The organism is Acinetobacter sp. YH12063, assembly GCF_013419715.1.
GTDB lineage: Bacteria > Pseudomonadota > Gammaproteobacteria > Pseudomonadales > Moraxellaceae > Acinetobacter > Acinetobacter amyesii.
The window spans coordinates 1-15,048 of sequence record NZ_VOZO01000023.1; the positions used below are offsets into that span (position 1 = coordinate 1).

Consider the following 15,048-nt stretch of genomic DNA (forward strand, 5'->3'; position numbering starts at 1 on the left):
TTATAATCAGCGAAGAATTCAAAAAGGCTTGGATTTTAAGACACCAAATCAAATGGCAGAAGACTTTTATCGGTTAGCTGCCTAGAATCTCCCAAGTGAAAGTCTCCTGCTAATTCAGCACACATCAATTTTCTTTTATTTATCTTAAAGATAAATGCAAAGTTTGAAGCAACAAAAGGACATAAAGTCGAGATTCTGAAGACTATTCCTCCAACTAATGGTTTTGAGCAATGGTTAGATCCTTCTCTCGAAGATGAACAAATTAAAGAATTTATACAACTAATTAAAAAAGTTAGAGAAAACAGAAGACTATGCTACTTGAATGAAGTCTATGAGTTCCTAGGTCTACCTTATGGTGAGTTTAAAAATGATGAAATTTATGAACAAGTCTCAGAAGAGAATTATTTATTCCTGAAAAATGAACTTCCAGAAGATAAGTGGTTTGAAAGTATTAATGCCATAGCTGGCCTATGGTTAATATATTTTTGGCAAGACTTTTATTATAAACATTTTCAAAAAACAGCCAGCGTTTCTACGTTAGCTACATCAGAAGATTTTATCGTGATATGGGAAGCCTTCCTGAAGAAATATCCTTCAGAAGGCCAATATCTTTGGCCTTCTGAATTGATATTACAAGATAAATAAATTTTTATTTACGAGGTGGATTATTGTCTCGGCCACCACCTGATGGATTTCCAGTAGTACTAGGCCAACCTGCTGTGCTCATAGTTTTCATCCTTATTTAGATTTCGTAGGTTTATGATTAGGATTCAATTGTCGGCTACGGTTGTCCTGATTCTGCGCATGTTGAATATTATTAGGATTTTTTACTGTAGCACGTTGATCATTCGCTGTTTGTGTCATTGCTTTCTCCTTAAAATGTTTGAACATCTGACAAGGAAAGTATGGCTTCAAAAAAATATGCATCTTGCCTGAAAAACAGTAAAAAAGTTTAAATTTTAACCAAAAAAATTATGTATTTAACATAATGGTGTTATACGAAATTAATGGATGTTCGTATAAATTACTTGCATATTGTATTCGATCGAATACAATATAGTGAGAAGATAAGGAATCCTCATGATTGAAATTAAACGTCTTCCAGAATTTGATGAATGGTTGGATGGCATTAAAGACAATATGACCCGTATCCGCCTGAATCGTCGATTAGATAAGGTTCAACGTGGAAACTGGGGAGACATTAAACCTCTCCAAGATGGCGTTTGGGAAATGAGAGAATTCTTCGGTTCTGGATGGAGGATGTATTACATCCAACATGGTGACGTTGTGATTGTAATGCTTGGTGGTGGAGATAAATCAACTCAACAACAAGACATCGATCGGGCAGTCAAACTATCGAAAACATTGGAGGATTAAAATGGTTAAAGTCGCTGATTTACCAAGTTTTGATATGGCTGAGTCGCTCAAAACTGAAGAAGACATTGTGATGTATCTCAATATGGTTCTTGAAGAAAATGATCCAGCTGAATTAGCCCATGCACTTGGTGTTATTGCTAAAGCTCGTGGCATGACTCAAATCGCTAAAGAAGCAGGGATTGGGCGTGAAGCACTCTACAAAGCCCTACGTCAGGATTCAGCACCACGTTTTGATACGATTAATCGTGTAGTAAATGCTTTAGGCTTAAAACTCACAGTACAACACGCTTAAAACTTTAAAAATATAGTAAAAATGGGAGCTAAAGGCTCCCATTTTTAGATTCGTATAAGGTGTATTATGTTAATTTTAGAAATTCTATATAAATATAGAATTTTTAAAACTTAAATTCTGGCATGTGTCCCATACTTATCAATCATGATCGAACTGGCTTCATTTAGACCACGTACTGTGACATTCGCACCATTCTTTTGAAATTTATTTACAACAGAATCAAGCATGGCGACTGATGTTACATCCCAAATGTGAGAATGGGTCAAATCAATAATCACCTCCTTTACATCCTCTTTAAAGTCAAAACCTTGCATGAATTTTTCAGAAGAACTAAAGAAGATCTGACCTCTCAACTCATATAAACGGGCCATTCCTTCAAAAGATGCTGTCACCTGGATATCATTTTCAAGTTTATTCGCCAGGAACAAGGCTGAAAGTAATACGCCTGTTAACACACCCAAAGCCAGGTTATGCGTAGCAACAACTACAATCACCGTCGCAATCATGACGATATTACTACTCTTAGGATTATCTTTTAACTGAGTGACAGAACTCCATTCAAAGGTACTGATAGAGACCATTATCATTACCGCTACCAATGCAGCCATTGGAATCACTTTGAGCCAGTCGCTGATAAATACAACCAGAATAAGAAGAAAAATGCCCGCAGAGAATGTTGATAAGCGTGTAAGGCCACCTGATTTTACGTTAATCATAGATTGACCAATCATTGCACAACCGGCCATGCCACCCATAAAGCCAGAAGCAATATTCGCAATCCCTTGTCCCTTACATTCCTGATATTTATCACTTGGCGTATCAGTCATTTCATCCACGATAGTTGCTGTCATCATCGATTCAAGTAAACCTACAGCCGCCAGTGCGACTGAATAAGGCAAAATAATCATCAATGTTTCAATATTCAAAGGAATATCTGGAATCAAGAACATTGGAAGTGTGTCAGGTAAAGACCCCATATCGCCCACGGTCCGTACATCAATTCCTAAAGCGATTGCCAATAATGTGATTGCAATGATGCAGACTAGTGGAGAAGGGAGTAATTTTCCTAATTTGGGAACCAGAGGGAATAGATAAATAATTGCTAAACCTAAAGCAACAAAAGCATATACATGCCAGGTCACATTAATCAGTTCAGGCAATTGAGCCATGAAAATTAAGATCGCTAACGCATTTACGAATCCAATAACCACAGATTTAGATACAAACCGCATTAACTTGGCGAGCTTTAAATAGCCTGCCAATATTTGAATCACGCCTGTCAAAATTGTTGCTGCCAGCAGATATTCAAGCCCATGCTCTTTGACCAATGTGACCATAAGCAGCGCCATTGCACCAGTGGCTGCTGAAATCATGGCAGGACGACCACCTACGAAAGAAATCACGACGGCAATACAGAAGGATGCGTATAGACCAACTTTAGGATCTACACCTGCAATAATTGAAAATGCGATGGCTTCAGGGATGAGTGCAAGACCGACGACTAATCCGGCAAGTACATCCCCACGGATGTTAGAGAACCACTGTTCTCGGACATTAGATAACATAAACATAGCCTGTTTTTTAATTTTTCAGATAGGCTAGTGATGTGATATATACAACACACAAACGACTACACCACATCACTAGACAGTGATGAGTTATTTACAGATTTAAGACGATAAATAAACTTAAGGTGGCGTAAGTGTCATAAGATGAAAGAACGTTTTAGAGTAAAAAAATCAGGACAAGGGTAACAGCTAGGTACTTTTTTATAAAGCCTGGATGTTATATCCAAGCTTTGTTTAATCGGTATTTTATGAAGCTTTTGGCTCCCCAAGTAATTGACCTATTTCCAAACGTGTATAGCCACGTTCTTTAAAAATCAAAACAATAGCCTGTTTATAATCTTCAGAAGTAGAAGTCTTATACTTAGTTATCAGTTGATTTTCAGAATTCAGCTCAAGATCATTTTTGATGGTCAATACTTCGCTAGAGATCTTGTTAAAGATATTTAGGTTAAACATACAGGCACTCGTCATCCGTATTATAGCGGCCCGACTATAACGAATACCTGTCTTAGCTACGCTAGACACCCTTGGCCGCAAGGATTACAAATTAAGAAAAATTCCGCAAGTTTTTGTCTATTGAAAGAATAAATAATCTCCCAACTGCTATCTATTTAACATAATGGTGGTTATACGAAATTCTGTTGTAGCCCCATACATTCAAGTTTATTTCTTGCATGAATGTATCCTATAGGATACATTACTCTTATGTACTCAATATATACCACTGAAGTCTTTGATGACTGGTTTACTAAGTTAAAAGACCTGCAGGCAAAAAGACGTATACAAGTCCGAATTGATCGGGTTGAAGATGGAAACTTTGGAGATACTGAACCAGTAGGTGAAGGTGTTTCTGAATTACGTTTCTTCTTTGGACCTGGCTACAGGATCTATTACTGTAAGCAAGGGCAAAGGGTCGTTATTCTTTTAGCAGGCGGAGACAAGTCTACGCAAAGTAAAGATATAAAACTTGCCCTACAATTAGCACAAGATTTAGAGGAGGAGCTGTAAATGGCTATCAAACTTCGCAAATGGGACAGTGCTGAACATCTTAAAACAGAAGAAGATATGCAAGCTTACCTACAAGCCTGTATCGATGAATCTAATGGTGATGCGGCATTCATTGCAAAAGCTTTAGGTAATATTGCTAAAGCTAAAGGAATGGCTCAATTATCAAGAGACACTGGTTTAGGTCGAGAAAGTCTTTATAAAGCACTTTCTGGCGATGTAAATCCAAGCTTTGATACTGTTATTAAAGTCGTAAAAGCACTGAATTTACGCTTAGCAATTTAAAAAAAACTAGTAAAAAAGGGAGCTTTAAGCTCCATTTTTCATTTCAACTTCGTATAACGTGTATTATGTTAATTTTAGGAAAAGTGAAAAATAATCTACAATAGAATCTACGAAAAATTGGCCATCAATTATGCCTGATTTCTCCAGTGGAAATAATTGGATTGTGAGATCCCCCACTCAAAATCATAAATTAGAAAGAATTGAAGCATTTCTTTCCAATTATGCTTATAAACCTCACCGACATGATACTTATGCTATTGGCAGGACTCTTTCCGGAGTTCAAAACTTTCATTACAAAGGTACATTGCAACATAGCTTGCCAGGCATGACTATGGTTCTACACCCGGATGAAAAGCATGATGGTGAATCAGGAACATTAGATGGCTATCGCTATAGAATGATTTACATCGAACCAGCGATGATCCAAACCATTTTAAAGGGTAAACCTTTGCCTTTTATCAGACATGGCTTAAGTAATGATATTCGCCTGTTTAGGGCAATGGATAGCTTTCTAAATAATATAAATAATTATATGGATACCCTAGAAGAGGAAGATGCTCTATTTGATTTGGCAACTACACTGTGTGAAATTTCAGATACTTCATCTAACCAAAACAAAAAATTTGACTACAAGGCAGCAGAGAGAGCGCGTGAGTGTATTTTGGCGTATCCACATGAAAACTTAAGTTTGTCAGATTTAGAGAAACATGCTGATCGTGACCGCTGGAGCCTTTCTCGTGATTTCCGATTATTATTTGGAACTAGCCCACACCGTTATATGATCATGCGTCGCTTAGAAACAGTTAAGTTCTACCTTGCTCAAGGGGAGTCTATTGTTAATGCTGCTTTAAATGCAGGCTTTTTTGATCAGAGTCATATGACCAGACATTTTATAAAAACATTTGGTTTAACTCCCACTCAATGGAAAATGATAAATATTAAAAGATAGCCGTTCGATTTGAACGGCTAATTTGTCCTACAGCAGATTTATTCCATTAAGAAAATCTTTGAACATAAAAAGCCCTGATAAAATCAAGAGTATACCCATCAGCTTATTTAGCCGATTAAACCAGATAGGATTAGCAATTTTGTTGCCTAATACTTTTCCAACCAGAGCATAGGTGAATGGTGCGCCAACAGCACCAAGTGAAATCAGTAAAGAAACTATCAAGATCATGATTCCTGTGATTTTGGCTGCAGGGTACATAATTGTCGTAACAGGTAGAATGACGAGAATGGCTTTTGGATTTAATAACTGAATAAATAAGCCATTTAAGAATGTTAGATGGCTTTCTTGCTGTTGAGTTGTTTCTACATTCGCCCTAATCATTTTTATAGCCAAGTAGAATGTATAAATTGCACCCGCTAAAGCAATATAATGAATCAATCCATGTGGAATAACAGCTTCACCTATATAGCCAAACAATACGAATAAGATCAACATGGCGAAACCAATGCCTAGGTAAAATCCTATAGTCTTTTTTAATTGACCTGTAAGGCCAGAATTTAGCCCCATAAAATTTACAGGGCCTGGGCTATACATAACGCTTAATGTATAAAGAAATATTTCCACAGAGTTCACTCAATTAGATAGCAATAAACATCAAAGAGAGAACGGTATCGAGTTATAGGCCTTAAAGATTGTACGTTTGTGCTGAACTAATTAAAAATTTCTATTTAACTTATGTTCACCTAAAGTTCACTTCATAAGTGTATAAAGAAACTATGTATTGTATTTTCAATTGCTTATATAAATATTAGTCTTGGTTTAGAATTTTAAAGTTCATGAACTATGAGAAAAAACTAAGATACGATCAAAATTGTAGAACAACAAAATTATTTATACTAATTTACAAGCCACGCTGTTTAAGCGTGTCATTAAAAAATAAATCTTTTAATCTCTCCACACAATCTCCACACAATCTCCACACAACATCAGCAATTCATAAACACTGCTATTTCAAAATAGTAGTATCTAAAACCCCCCCTCTGAAAAAGCATGTCAACACATTATCATTTAATAGGTTCAATACTTATTACAACTGTACTTTTAATCGGCTGTACACAAGCCAAAGATGCTGAACAGTCCCCAACAGAAATGCCACCAGCGGTTGTCAGTACCATCACGGTATTACCGCATTCCATGAATTTAATTGAAAATCTTCCAGGCCGTGTTGTCGCTTACCGTATTGCTGAAATTCGCCCGCAAGTAGGTGGAATTGTTGATAAAGTACTTTTTAAGCAAGGCTCTTATGTGCAAGCAGGTCAACCGCTTTTTAAATTGAATTCTGAAATATTTCAGGCAGATGTAAAAAGCAATCAAGCCACTTTAAACCGTGCACAAGCTGAGGTGACACGTTTGCAGGTGCTGTTAAAACGCTACACTGAATTAGTAAAAGTAAATGCGGTTAGTCAGCAGGAATACAACAATACCGAAGCAGATTATCAAAAAGCAAAAGCCGATGTGGCGCAAATGCAAGCCATGTTAAGCAGACAACAACTTAATCTTAAATATGCGACTGTTACAGCCCCTATCTCGGGAACGATTGGTGAAATCTTAGTGACTGAGGGTGCATTAGTTGGTCAAGGTGATACTAATGCAATGGCCGTAATACAACAGATTAATAAAGTCTATGTTGATGTAAAGCAATCAATTAGTGATTATGAAAAACTACAGGAAGCTTTACAGCAAGGTGACGTGTCAAATACCAAACATACGGTTGAAATCCTAAATAGTCAGGGTAAACCTTATAACGTTACAGGTGAAATCCTATTTTCGGATACTAAAGTTGATCCTGATACGGGTGATGTCACAATCCGTATTTTAGCCAATAATGAAAATCAAAAACTTTTGCCAGGCATGTATGTTCGAGTCAATATGAGCCGAGCTCAAGTTGAAAATGCGCTCCTAGTTCCAGAACAAGCGATTCAACATGATATTAGTGGTAAAGCCAATGTTACGATTGTTAATCAAAAAGGTTTAGCGCAAAGCAAGCCTGTTCAGCTTGGTCAACGTTATCAAAATAACTATGTGATCAAACAAGGGTTACAAGCAGGTGAGAAAGTCATTGTTGAAGGGGCTGATCGTATACAGCCTGAGCAAAAATTAAAAATTAAGCAGTGGCAACCTACAAATATTAAGGAAAATGGAGGACAGCAATAATGTCCCAATTTTTCATTAGGCGTCCTATTTTTGCATGGGTGATTGCTTTATTTATTATTCTGTTGGGTGTACTAAGCATCCCCAAGTTACCTATTGCACGATTCCCAAGTGTTGCGCCACCACAGATTAGTATTACGGCAATCTATCCAGGTGCTACGCCAAAAACATTGAATGATAGTGTTGTGACCTTGATTGAGCGGGAAATGTCAGGTGTCAAAAACTTACTTTATTACAGTTCAAGTTCAGATAGTTCTGGAACAGCAACAATCACCGCAACATTTAAACCAGGTACAGATGTAGAACTTGCACAAATTGATGTGCAAAACAAAATTAAAGCCATTGAGTCACGCTTACCTCAAACAGTGCGACAACAAGGGCTGATGGTCGATGCTGCGTCGTCTGGTTTTTTAATGATGGTGGGCTTAAGTTCACCGAATGGCAAATATAGTGAAATTGATGTCAGTGACTATATGACTCGCTATGTGATTGAAGAATTAAAGCGGGTTGACGGTGTTGGTAAAGTCCAAAATTTTGGTGCTGAAAAAGCCATGCGGATTTGGGTCGATCCAGATCGTTTGGTTTCTTATGGATTGAGTATTCAAGATGTGAATACAGCCATCCAAAACCAAAACTTGCCGATATCACCAGGTCGTATTGGTGATGTTCCTGCTTTGACGGGGCAACAAATTACTATTCCTTTAACTGCTCAAGGTCAATTAGAAACTGTAGAGCAATTCAAGAAAATTAGTTTACGTGCTCAACAAAATGGCGCCAATGTTCGACTGTCGGATGTCGCTCGTGTCGAAATCGGGGCACAGATGTATAACTTTGCGATTTTAGAAAATGGCAAAGCCTCTACAGCTGTGGCGATACAAATGAGTCCTGGTGCCAACGCTGTCAAGACTGCAGAAGGTGTTAAAGCGAAAATTGAACAGTTAGGTTCAGCACTGCCTGATGGTATGAAATTCTCTATACCTTACGACACTGCACCTTTTGTAAAAATCTCGATTGAAAAAGTAATCATGACATTGCTTGAAGCTATGGCATTAGTTTTTATTGTCATGTTTATCTTTTTACACAATGTTCGATACACCTTAATTCCGGCGATTGTTGCACCGATTGCATTGCTTGGCACATTCTCAGTCATGCTGCTTGCTGGTTTTTCGATTAATGTGCTGACCATGTTCGGTATGGTGCTTGCGATCGGGATTATTGTCGATGATGCGATTGTGGTCATTGAGAATGTTGAACGCATTATGGCGACAGAAGGCTTATCTCCAGTTGAAGCCACATCTAAAGCCATGAAGGAAATTACCAATCCGATTATTGGCATCACCTTAGTGTTAGCCGCTGTATTCTTGCCGATGGCATTGGCGTCAGGCTCAGTGGGGATTATCTATCGTCAGTTCACCATTACCATGTCGGTTTCAATTTTATTCTCAGCTTTCCTTGCACTGACATTAACCCCTGCGTTATGTGCAACGATGTTAAAACCGATTGATCAAGACCATCAGAAAAAGGGTGTTTTTGCATCGTTTGATCGCAGTTTTGAGAAGCTGAACAATCGCTATGAACGCAGTTTATTTAAAGTAATTAAACATAAAACCCTCGCAATGTTATGTTTCTTAGGCATTGTCATTGTGCTGATTTTTAGTTTTAAACACGTTCCGACTGCGTTTATGCCAGAAGAAGATCAGGGGTGGTTTATGACTTCGATTCAACTTCCTGCGGATGCAACTCAAGAACGTACCCGTAAAGTCGTTGCTGAGTTTCAAAATTATTTAGACCAAGAAACGGGGATTAAAGACAATATGGCGGTCTTAGGTTTTGGTTTTAGTGGATCTGGTCAGAATACAGCGATGTATTTTACCAATCTATTGCCATTCGAAGAGCGTACTATTACGGCACAAGAAGTCGTGAATAATGCCAATATAGCGATGGCTGAAAGTTCAGAAGGTCAAACCATGTCTGTGTTACCACCAGCAATTGATGAATTGGGTAACTCATCTGGTTTTTCACTGAGATTATTAGATCGTGGCAATATTGGCATGCCTGCTTTAAGAGAAGCACAAGATCAGCTTTTAGCATTAGCAGCACAAAGTAAAATCGTGGCGGAGGTCTATCCTGAAGGTTTGCCAGATGGCAGTTCTGTACAGCTTAAAATTGATAGAGATAAATTGCAGGCATTAGGTGTTAATTTCAGTGATGTGACCGATATTATTTCAACCTCAATGGGTTCGATGTATATCAATGATTTTCCAAATCATGACCGTATGCAGCAAGTCATTGTGCAACTTGATGCCAAATCACGCATGAGTATTGAAGATATTCTTCAGATTAAGGTGAACAGTCAAAGCGGTAAATTGGTTTCAATGTCTGAAATAATTACTCCAATTTGGCAACATTCCCCACAACAATACAATCGTTACAACGGTCGTCCATCATTGAGTATTTCTGGCAGTCCAGCAGCAGGTATATCTTCAGGACAAGCCATGACTGAGATGGAAAATTTGATTGAACAACTTCCGAAAGGTGTGGGTTATGAGTGGACTGGGATTTCTCTAGAAGAAAAACAGTCGGAATCACAAACCTTGTTTTTATTACTGTTGTCGATGTTAGTCGTTTTCCTTGTCTTGGCAGCGCTTTATGAAAGCTGGTCAATTCCATTCTCTGTGATGCTAGTTGTCCCTCTAGGGTTGATTGGCGCCTTTTTAGCAGTAATGTTACGTGGTATGCCAAATGATATTTTCTTTAAGGTCGGCATGATCACGATTATTGGTCTATCTGCAAAGAATGCTATTTTGATTGTTGAGTTTGCAAAAGCACTAAGAGAAGAAGGAATGGGTTTAGTGGAGGCAACCGTTGCAGCCGCTAAATTGCGCTTACGTCCAATCCTAATGACATCTTTGGCATTTACCTGTGGCGTTATTCCTTTAGTCATTGCCAGTGGCGCTAGTTCTGAAACTCAAAAAGCGATTGGTACAGGCGTCTTTGGCGGCATGATCAGCGCAACAATTCTAGCTGTTATTTTTGTACCGATTTTCTTTATTGTCGTCATGAGCATGGTTGAGAAATTCTCGAAACGTAAAGCGGCACATTAAGCATCAAAACTGAGAATAAAAGCTGTGGGTTAACGAGTTTAGCCCACAACAAATCTTTCATTTACATCTTTATTTCAGAATTGATTTAATAAACCATCAATATAGGTTTAATCATGAAAGCTACCAATCTTGATCCGAAACGCTGGTGGATATTGCTCGCTGTCGTGCTTGCATTTCTGCCGATTGTGATTGATATGACTGTACTGCATGTTGCGGTTCCCTCATTAACCCAATCGCTGAGTGCCACAAGTAACCAAGTCTTATGGATTATTGATATTTATCCATTACTTATGGCTGGACTTTTAGTTCCGATGGGAACTTTGGCTGATCGTGTCGGCAATCGTAAGATTCTGCTGATTGGCTTGGTTATATTTGGAATTGCCTCAGTCCTTGCGGCATTTTCCCAAACGGCTTCTATGCTGATTGCCGCACGTGCTTTATTAGCATTAGGCGGTGCCATGATTATGCCCTGTGTATTGGGTATTATTCGCAGAACCTTCGAAGACAGTCGCGAACGTGCCATTGCGCTGGGTATTTGGGGCACAATCGGATCAGCCGGTGCCGCCATTGGACCGCTCATTGGTGGGGGATTGTTAGAATATTTCTGGTGGGGTTCAGTTTTCCTGATTAACGTCCCAATCATGCTGGTTGTCGCACCAATGTGCTATTTCTTATTGTCCCGAAAAGAAGCTATAACCCCTGGACATTGGGCATTTGGTCAAGCGCTATTGCTGATTGTCGGTTTGATTTCGTTTGTATATGCACTAAAAGCAGGCTTAGGCGGTAAACAGTCGTTGTTGATTGTCTTGCCTTTGGTCGTTTTATCTATCGGCTTATTAACCATATTTGTACGCAAACAGCTGAATTCTCCTCAGCCGATGCTAGATCTTTCGCTATTTTCACGTCCTGCTATTTTAGCCGGCATTATTATGGCAATGGTTGCTGCAGGCGCTTTGGCAGGGGTTGAGTTAACTTTGGCAATGGAGCTGCAATATGTCATTCGTTTAACACCGCTGCAAGCCGGTCTTTTTATGGTTCCGATTATGGTTGCGGCCGCTATTGGCGGGCCTATTGCTGGTTTTTTATCCAATAAATTTGGACTCCGTCTGGTTGCGACCATGTCATTAATATTGGCAGCAATTGCGTTGGTCAGTTTGAGTTATTCAGATTTTCATCATCCGGGAATCATCGTTCCCTTTATTTTAGCTTCGATTGGATTAACACTGAGTATTGGTTTAACAGCTTCATCCATTGCGATCATGGGCTCAGTACCTGCAGAAAAGGGCGGTGCGGCAGGTTCACTTGAAAGTACAGGTTATGAACTGGGTACAGGACTAGGTATTACTTTATTTGGTGTTTTCATGGCCTATATATTTGGCAGTCATCTTCAAGTGCCGTCAGATTTAACTGCTGTTTTAGCAGAAAAAGCCAGACTTTCGATTGGTGATACCTATTTAGTGGCGAGCCAGTTACCCGTTGAACAAGGTACAGCATTGATAAACGCAGGTAAAATTGCCTTCAGTTCAGCTCATGTTAATTTATTATTAACAGCAGGGATTATCATCGGGATACTCTCCATTGTGGTATTTTTTATGCTAGCTAAATATCGAGATGAGAATTCATTGTGATGAAATTTATTTGAGGATCATCAAACAGAATGGTTAAGTTCAGACATCAATTTATCTTAAATTTATGGTTTAAATTAAGCCGTATTAATCTGAACTTAACACATTATAAATGAGTTGATGTCTTACGATTTAGTTGAATAGTAAAACAGCTGCCACCTAAGTTTTTGGATTTAGAATAATAAATATGACCTTGGTGTGCTTCAATAATTGCATCAATCACTGCCAAGCCTAATCCAGTACCGCCATCTAGACATGATCTAGAGTCTTCCAGTCGATAGAAGGGTTTGAACAGGTGTTTAAGATGCGATTCATCAATACCAGGACCTTCATCTTCAAACGTCAATACCCAATGTTCTGCTGTGGTTACAGATGTAATATTTATTTTTCCAGCATTCGAATATCTTAGAAAGTTAGAGAACAATGCAATAAAGACCTGTTCCATCCTTCTTATATCAACGCAAACCAATTTATCCGTCAAATTTAAAACAATAGTTAAACCTTTAACATGAAACCGTTCATTAAACATCTGCAGACATTTTTCAATACTATTTTTTAAATTGGTCTTTTCTAGTTCTAATCGTAATTGTTTATTTTCAATAAGTGTCAGTGTCCGTAAATCTTCCACAAGGTAAGATAAGCCTTCGACTTGGTTCAATAAGCTTAGGTGTAAAGCTTTATCGGCAATAAATATACCATCGACAATACCTTGCAAGCGACCTTGTAATATTGTCACAGGTGTTCGTAATTCATGTGCAATTGCAGCATTCCAAACAGTTGAATTCTTAACTGATACTTCAAGTTGGTTTGCCATTTCATTGAAGTTCTCAATAAGAGACTTGATTTCATGTGGAATATCATGATGTGGCTGTTTAATTCTGAGTGCTAAATTGCCTTGTTGAATTTGTTGAATAACATCTGCTAAATCACTAATTGGCTGTGTATAGCGTTTTCCATATTTAAAGGCGAGGATAGTAGAAAGAAAAAAGCCTGTTAATAGCACTAAAAACAGCCAGATAAAGTCAACGGAGGTAACTGAAAATTCATTTGAATTAATAACTTGTGTATTTAGAAAACCTATTTTTATCGCCCAGCTATAAACAAAATAGCCAATCATGAAAGATAACAGCGTAATGCCTAAATTGAATAGGCTCATCATGATAATAAACTGGAAGTTAATTCCAACAGAATTTTTAAAAAAGTTAAATTTCATGATTTTGATCTAAGCGATACCCCACGCCACGGACATTGATTAATAAGCCATTTACATCATTTTCTTCAAGTTTTTTGCGTAATTTGCTGATATGGCTATCTACAGTGCGATCTAAAGCATCACTTTCAGGCATACAGTTTTGGATCAATTCATTACGTGTAAAGACTTTATTCGGTGTTTTTGCCATCAAAAACAGTATCTTATACTCAGTTAACGTAAGGTTGAGCAACTGATTTCTTTGACCATTTGAAATGTAAACTTGATGATGATCTGGATTAATTTCAATATTTCTATAACGAATAATATTAGTTATTTCCATATTTTGGCTTGTACTTCGTCTAAGTACGGCTTGTATTCGTGCAATCACTTCGTTTGGGTTAAATGGCTTAATAATAAAGTCATCAGCACCCATTTTTAGCCCCATGATCTTATTCACTTGATCATCTAAGGCAGTCAGCATAATGACAGGTAAATGACTTGTTTGACGGATGATTTGTAGAATTTCCCAGCCATTTAGTTTGGGTAATTTAATATCAAGGAGAATCAGGTCGATAGAGTTGGCTTTTAGGCACTCTAAAGCTTGTTGTCCATCCAATGCACGGATGACCTGCATGTTTTCATTTTTTATGTATTTTTCAAGAATGTCACCAATATCATAATCATCTTCTACAACGAGAATGACGCTGTTTTCGAAGCTGTGCTGTAGATTTGGATACATATATTTTATCTTAGATGAAGTAGCTATGCATTTTAACATTTAATTGTGTAATGGAGATGATTAGACGAGCAGTCATTTATATTTGTAATTGAGGGGTGACATATAATAAAATTCGTTGCATATCAGTATTAATGAACAAAATGTCAATTATCATTCATTTAACATAATGGCTGTTATACGAAACGAGAGTGTTAGAACCCATTTAAAGTGTCTATATTCTCACCAATAAAAATGTCCGGTTTCTCCGAGGTAAAATATGACTTTTGAACAAAAATAAGCCATTGTTTATTCTTTTTATTTCCAACAAAATTCCAGAACTCATCTACTTCGAGAGATTCATAATGACTTTGCTGAGGCTGAATTTCATAGGTTGATTCAGTTAAAGTACGTAAAACTTTACCGATACTGATGCGCTCAACTTCAGCAATATCTCGTATACCGCTGCCTCTGACCATCAACTGTAATATTTTACGAGTAATACCTGACTTACATCCTAGATAGCTCAGTGCATGATCACCAATAAACTGACGTTTACAGTCTTTGCACTGATAGTTTTGTTTCCCATCTACTTTGATACCATTTTTCTTTATACTATCACTGAGGCAGGTTGGACATTTGATTGCTAGAGTTATTTGCATTTCTCTATTTTATCAAAATCCAATCGGCTTTTTCTTCAGCATACTTTTTGAAACACTACCAAA

At 37.8% G+C, this 15,048-nt stretch carries 15 protein-coding genes and 1 pseudogene; 9 read left to right on the forward strand and 7 right to left on the reverse strand.

What is annotated here, in order from left to right; genetic code table 11:
• Positions 1 to 318: 318 nt before the first annotated feature.
• The gene (locus FTU12_RS15580) at positions 319 to 645 is read left to right on the forward strand and encodes a hypothetical protein (RefSeq protein WP_180114928.1); all 327 of its coding nucleotides are present in this window, start codon (positions 319 to 321) and stop codon (positions 643 to 645) included.
• Positions 646 to 738: 93 nt separating this feature from the next.
• Here the strand turns inward: FTU12_RS15580 and FTU12_RS16570 are convergent, their stop codons facing one another.
• Positions 739 to 864: a hypothetical protein gene (locus FTU12_RS16570; RefSeq protein ID WP_004969301.1), complete on the reverse strand. Its 126-nt coding sequence runs from the start codon at positions 862 to 864 to the stop codon at positions 739 to 741.
• Positions 865 to 1,080: 216 nt separating this feature from the next.
• On the opposite strand from FTU12_RS16570, the gene FTU12_RS15585 reads away from it, so the two are divergent.
• Together FTU12_RS15585 and FTU12_RS15590 are read left to right on the forward strand one after the other, a co-directional pair.
• Positions 1,081 to 1,377 (forward strand): type II toxin-antitoxin system RelE/ParE family toxin, encoded by a 297-nt coding sequence (locus tag FTU12_RS15585; RefSeq protein WP_004647749.1) that lies wholly within the window; start codon positions 1,081 to 1,083, stop codon positions 1,375 to 1,377.
• A gap of 1 nt (position 1,378) precedes the next feature.
• The gene (locus FTU12_RS15590) at positions 1,379 to 1,669 is read left to right on the forward strand and encodes an addiction module antidote protein (RefSeq protein ID WP_004969304.1); all 291 of its coding nucleotides are present in this window, start codon (positions 1,379 to 1,381) and stop codon (positions 1,667 to 1,669) included.
• Positions 1,670 to 1,779: 110 nt separating this feature from the next.
• On the opposite strand, the gene FTU12_RS15595 is transcribed toward FTU12_RS15590, so the two are convergent.
• Both FTU12_RS15595 and FTU12_RS15600 read right to left on the reverse strand, forming a co-directional pair.
• A complete protein-coding gene (locus FTU12_RS15595; RefSeq protein ID WP_026438532.1) occupies positions 1,780 to 3,234 on the reverse strand; it encodes a SulP family inorganic anion transporter in 1,455 nt (484 codons plus the stop codon).
• 249 nt (positions 3,235 to 3,483) lie between these two features.
• Positions 3,484 to 3,693 (reverse strand): hypothetical protein, encoded by a 210-nt coding sequence (locus tag FTU12_RS15600; RefSeq protein ID WP_004976362.1) that lies wholly within the window; start codon positions 3,691 to 3,693, stop codon positions 3,484 to 3,486.
• Positions 3,694 to 3,942: 249 nt separating this feature from the next.
• Between FTU12_RS15600 and FTU12_RS15605 the strand changes: the two genes are divergently transcribed.
• From FTU12_RS15605 to FTU12_RS15615, 3 genes are all read left to right on the forward strand, one after another.
• A complete protein-coding gene (locus FTU12_RS15605; RefSeq protein WP_154320144.1) occupies positions 3,943 to 4,245 on the forward strand; it encodes a type II toxin-antitoxin system RelE/ParE family toxin in 303 nt (100 codons plus the stop codon).
• Entirely contained in the window at positions 4,246 to 4,527 is a 282-nt protein-coding gene (locus FTU12_RS15610) for an addiction module antidote protein (RefSeq protein WP_000985610.1), read from the forward strand.
• Between the two features lie 130 nt (positions 4,528 to 4,657).
• Positions 4,658 to 5,476 (forward strand): AraC family transcriptional regulator, encoded by an 819-nt coding sequence (locus FTU12_RS15615; protein ID WP_032073151.1) that lies wholly within the window; start codon positions 4,658 to 4,660, stop codon positions 5,474 to 5,476.
• Positions 5,477 to 5,503: 27 nt separating this feature from the next.
• Here FTU12_RS15615 and FTU12_RS15620 read toward each other — a convergent pair whose 3' ends face one another.
• Positions 5,504 to 6,100: a LysE family translocator gene (locus tag FTU12_RS15620; RefSeq protein ID WP_074163998.1), complete on the reverse strand. Its 597-nt coding sequence runs from the start codon at positions 6,098 to 6,100 to the stop codon at positions 5,504 to 5,506.
• Positions 6,101 to 6,526: 426 nt separating this feature from the next.
• Here FTU12_RS15620 and FTU12_RS15625 point away from each other — a divergent pair, with 426 nt between their 5' ends.
• The 3 genes from FTU12_RS15625 to FTU12_RS15635 all read left to right on the forward strand — a co-directional run bounded on the left by FTU12_RS15625 (position 6,527) and on the right by FTU12_RS15635 (position 12,419).
• On the forward strand, positions 6,527 to 7,690 hold the full coding sequence (locus tag FTU12_RS15625) for an efflux RND transporter periplasmic adaptor subunit (protein WP_032073150.1): 1,164 nt from the start codon (positions 6,527 to 6,529) through the stop codon (positions 7,688 to 7,690).
• Positions 7,687 to 10,791 (forward strand): multidrug efflux RND transporter permease subunit, encoded by a 3,105-nt coding sequence (locus FTU12_RS15630; protein WP_270915313.1) that lies wholly within the window; start codon positions 7,687 to 7,689, stop codon positions 10,789 to 10,791. The genes FTU12_RS15625 and FTU12_RS15630 overlap by 4 nt, the downstream gene beginning before the upstream one ends.
• Positions 10,792 to 10,904: 113 nt before the next feature.
• Positions 10,905 to 12,419, forward strand: coding sequence for an MFS transporter (locus FTU12_RS15635; RefSeq protein WP_032073148.1), 1,515 nt, complete (start codon positions 10,905 to 10,907; stop codon positions 12,417 to 12,419).
• A 103-nt stretch (positions 12,420 to 12,522) separates the two neighbouring features.
• Here FTU12_RS15635 and adeS read toward each other — a convergent pair whose 3' ends face one another.
• From adeS to FTU12_RS15650, 3 genes and pseudogenes are all read right to left on the reverse strand, one after another.
• Positions 12,523 to 13,629: a two-component sensor histidine kinase AdeS gene (gene adeS / locus FTU12_RS15640; RefSeq protein ID WP_032073131.1), complete on the reverse strand. Its 1,107-nt coding sequence runs from the start codon at positions 13,627 to 13,629 to the stop codon at positions 12,523 to 12,525.
• A complete protein-coding gene (adeR, locus tag FTU12_RS15645; protein ID WP_032073130.1) occupies positions 13,619 to 14,347 on the reverse strand; it encodes an efflux system response regulator transcription factor AdeR in 729 nt (242 codons plus the stop codon). Before adeR ends, adeS begins: the two co-directional genes overlap by 11 nt.
• Positions 14,348 to 14,616: 269 nt before the next feature.
• A pseudogene (locus FTU12_RS15650) lies at positions 14,617 to 14,985 on the reverse strand (IS1-like element ISAba3 family transposase); the annotation flags it as partial.
• Positions 14,986 to 15,048 lie beyond the last annotated feature (63 nt).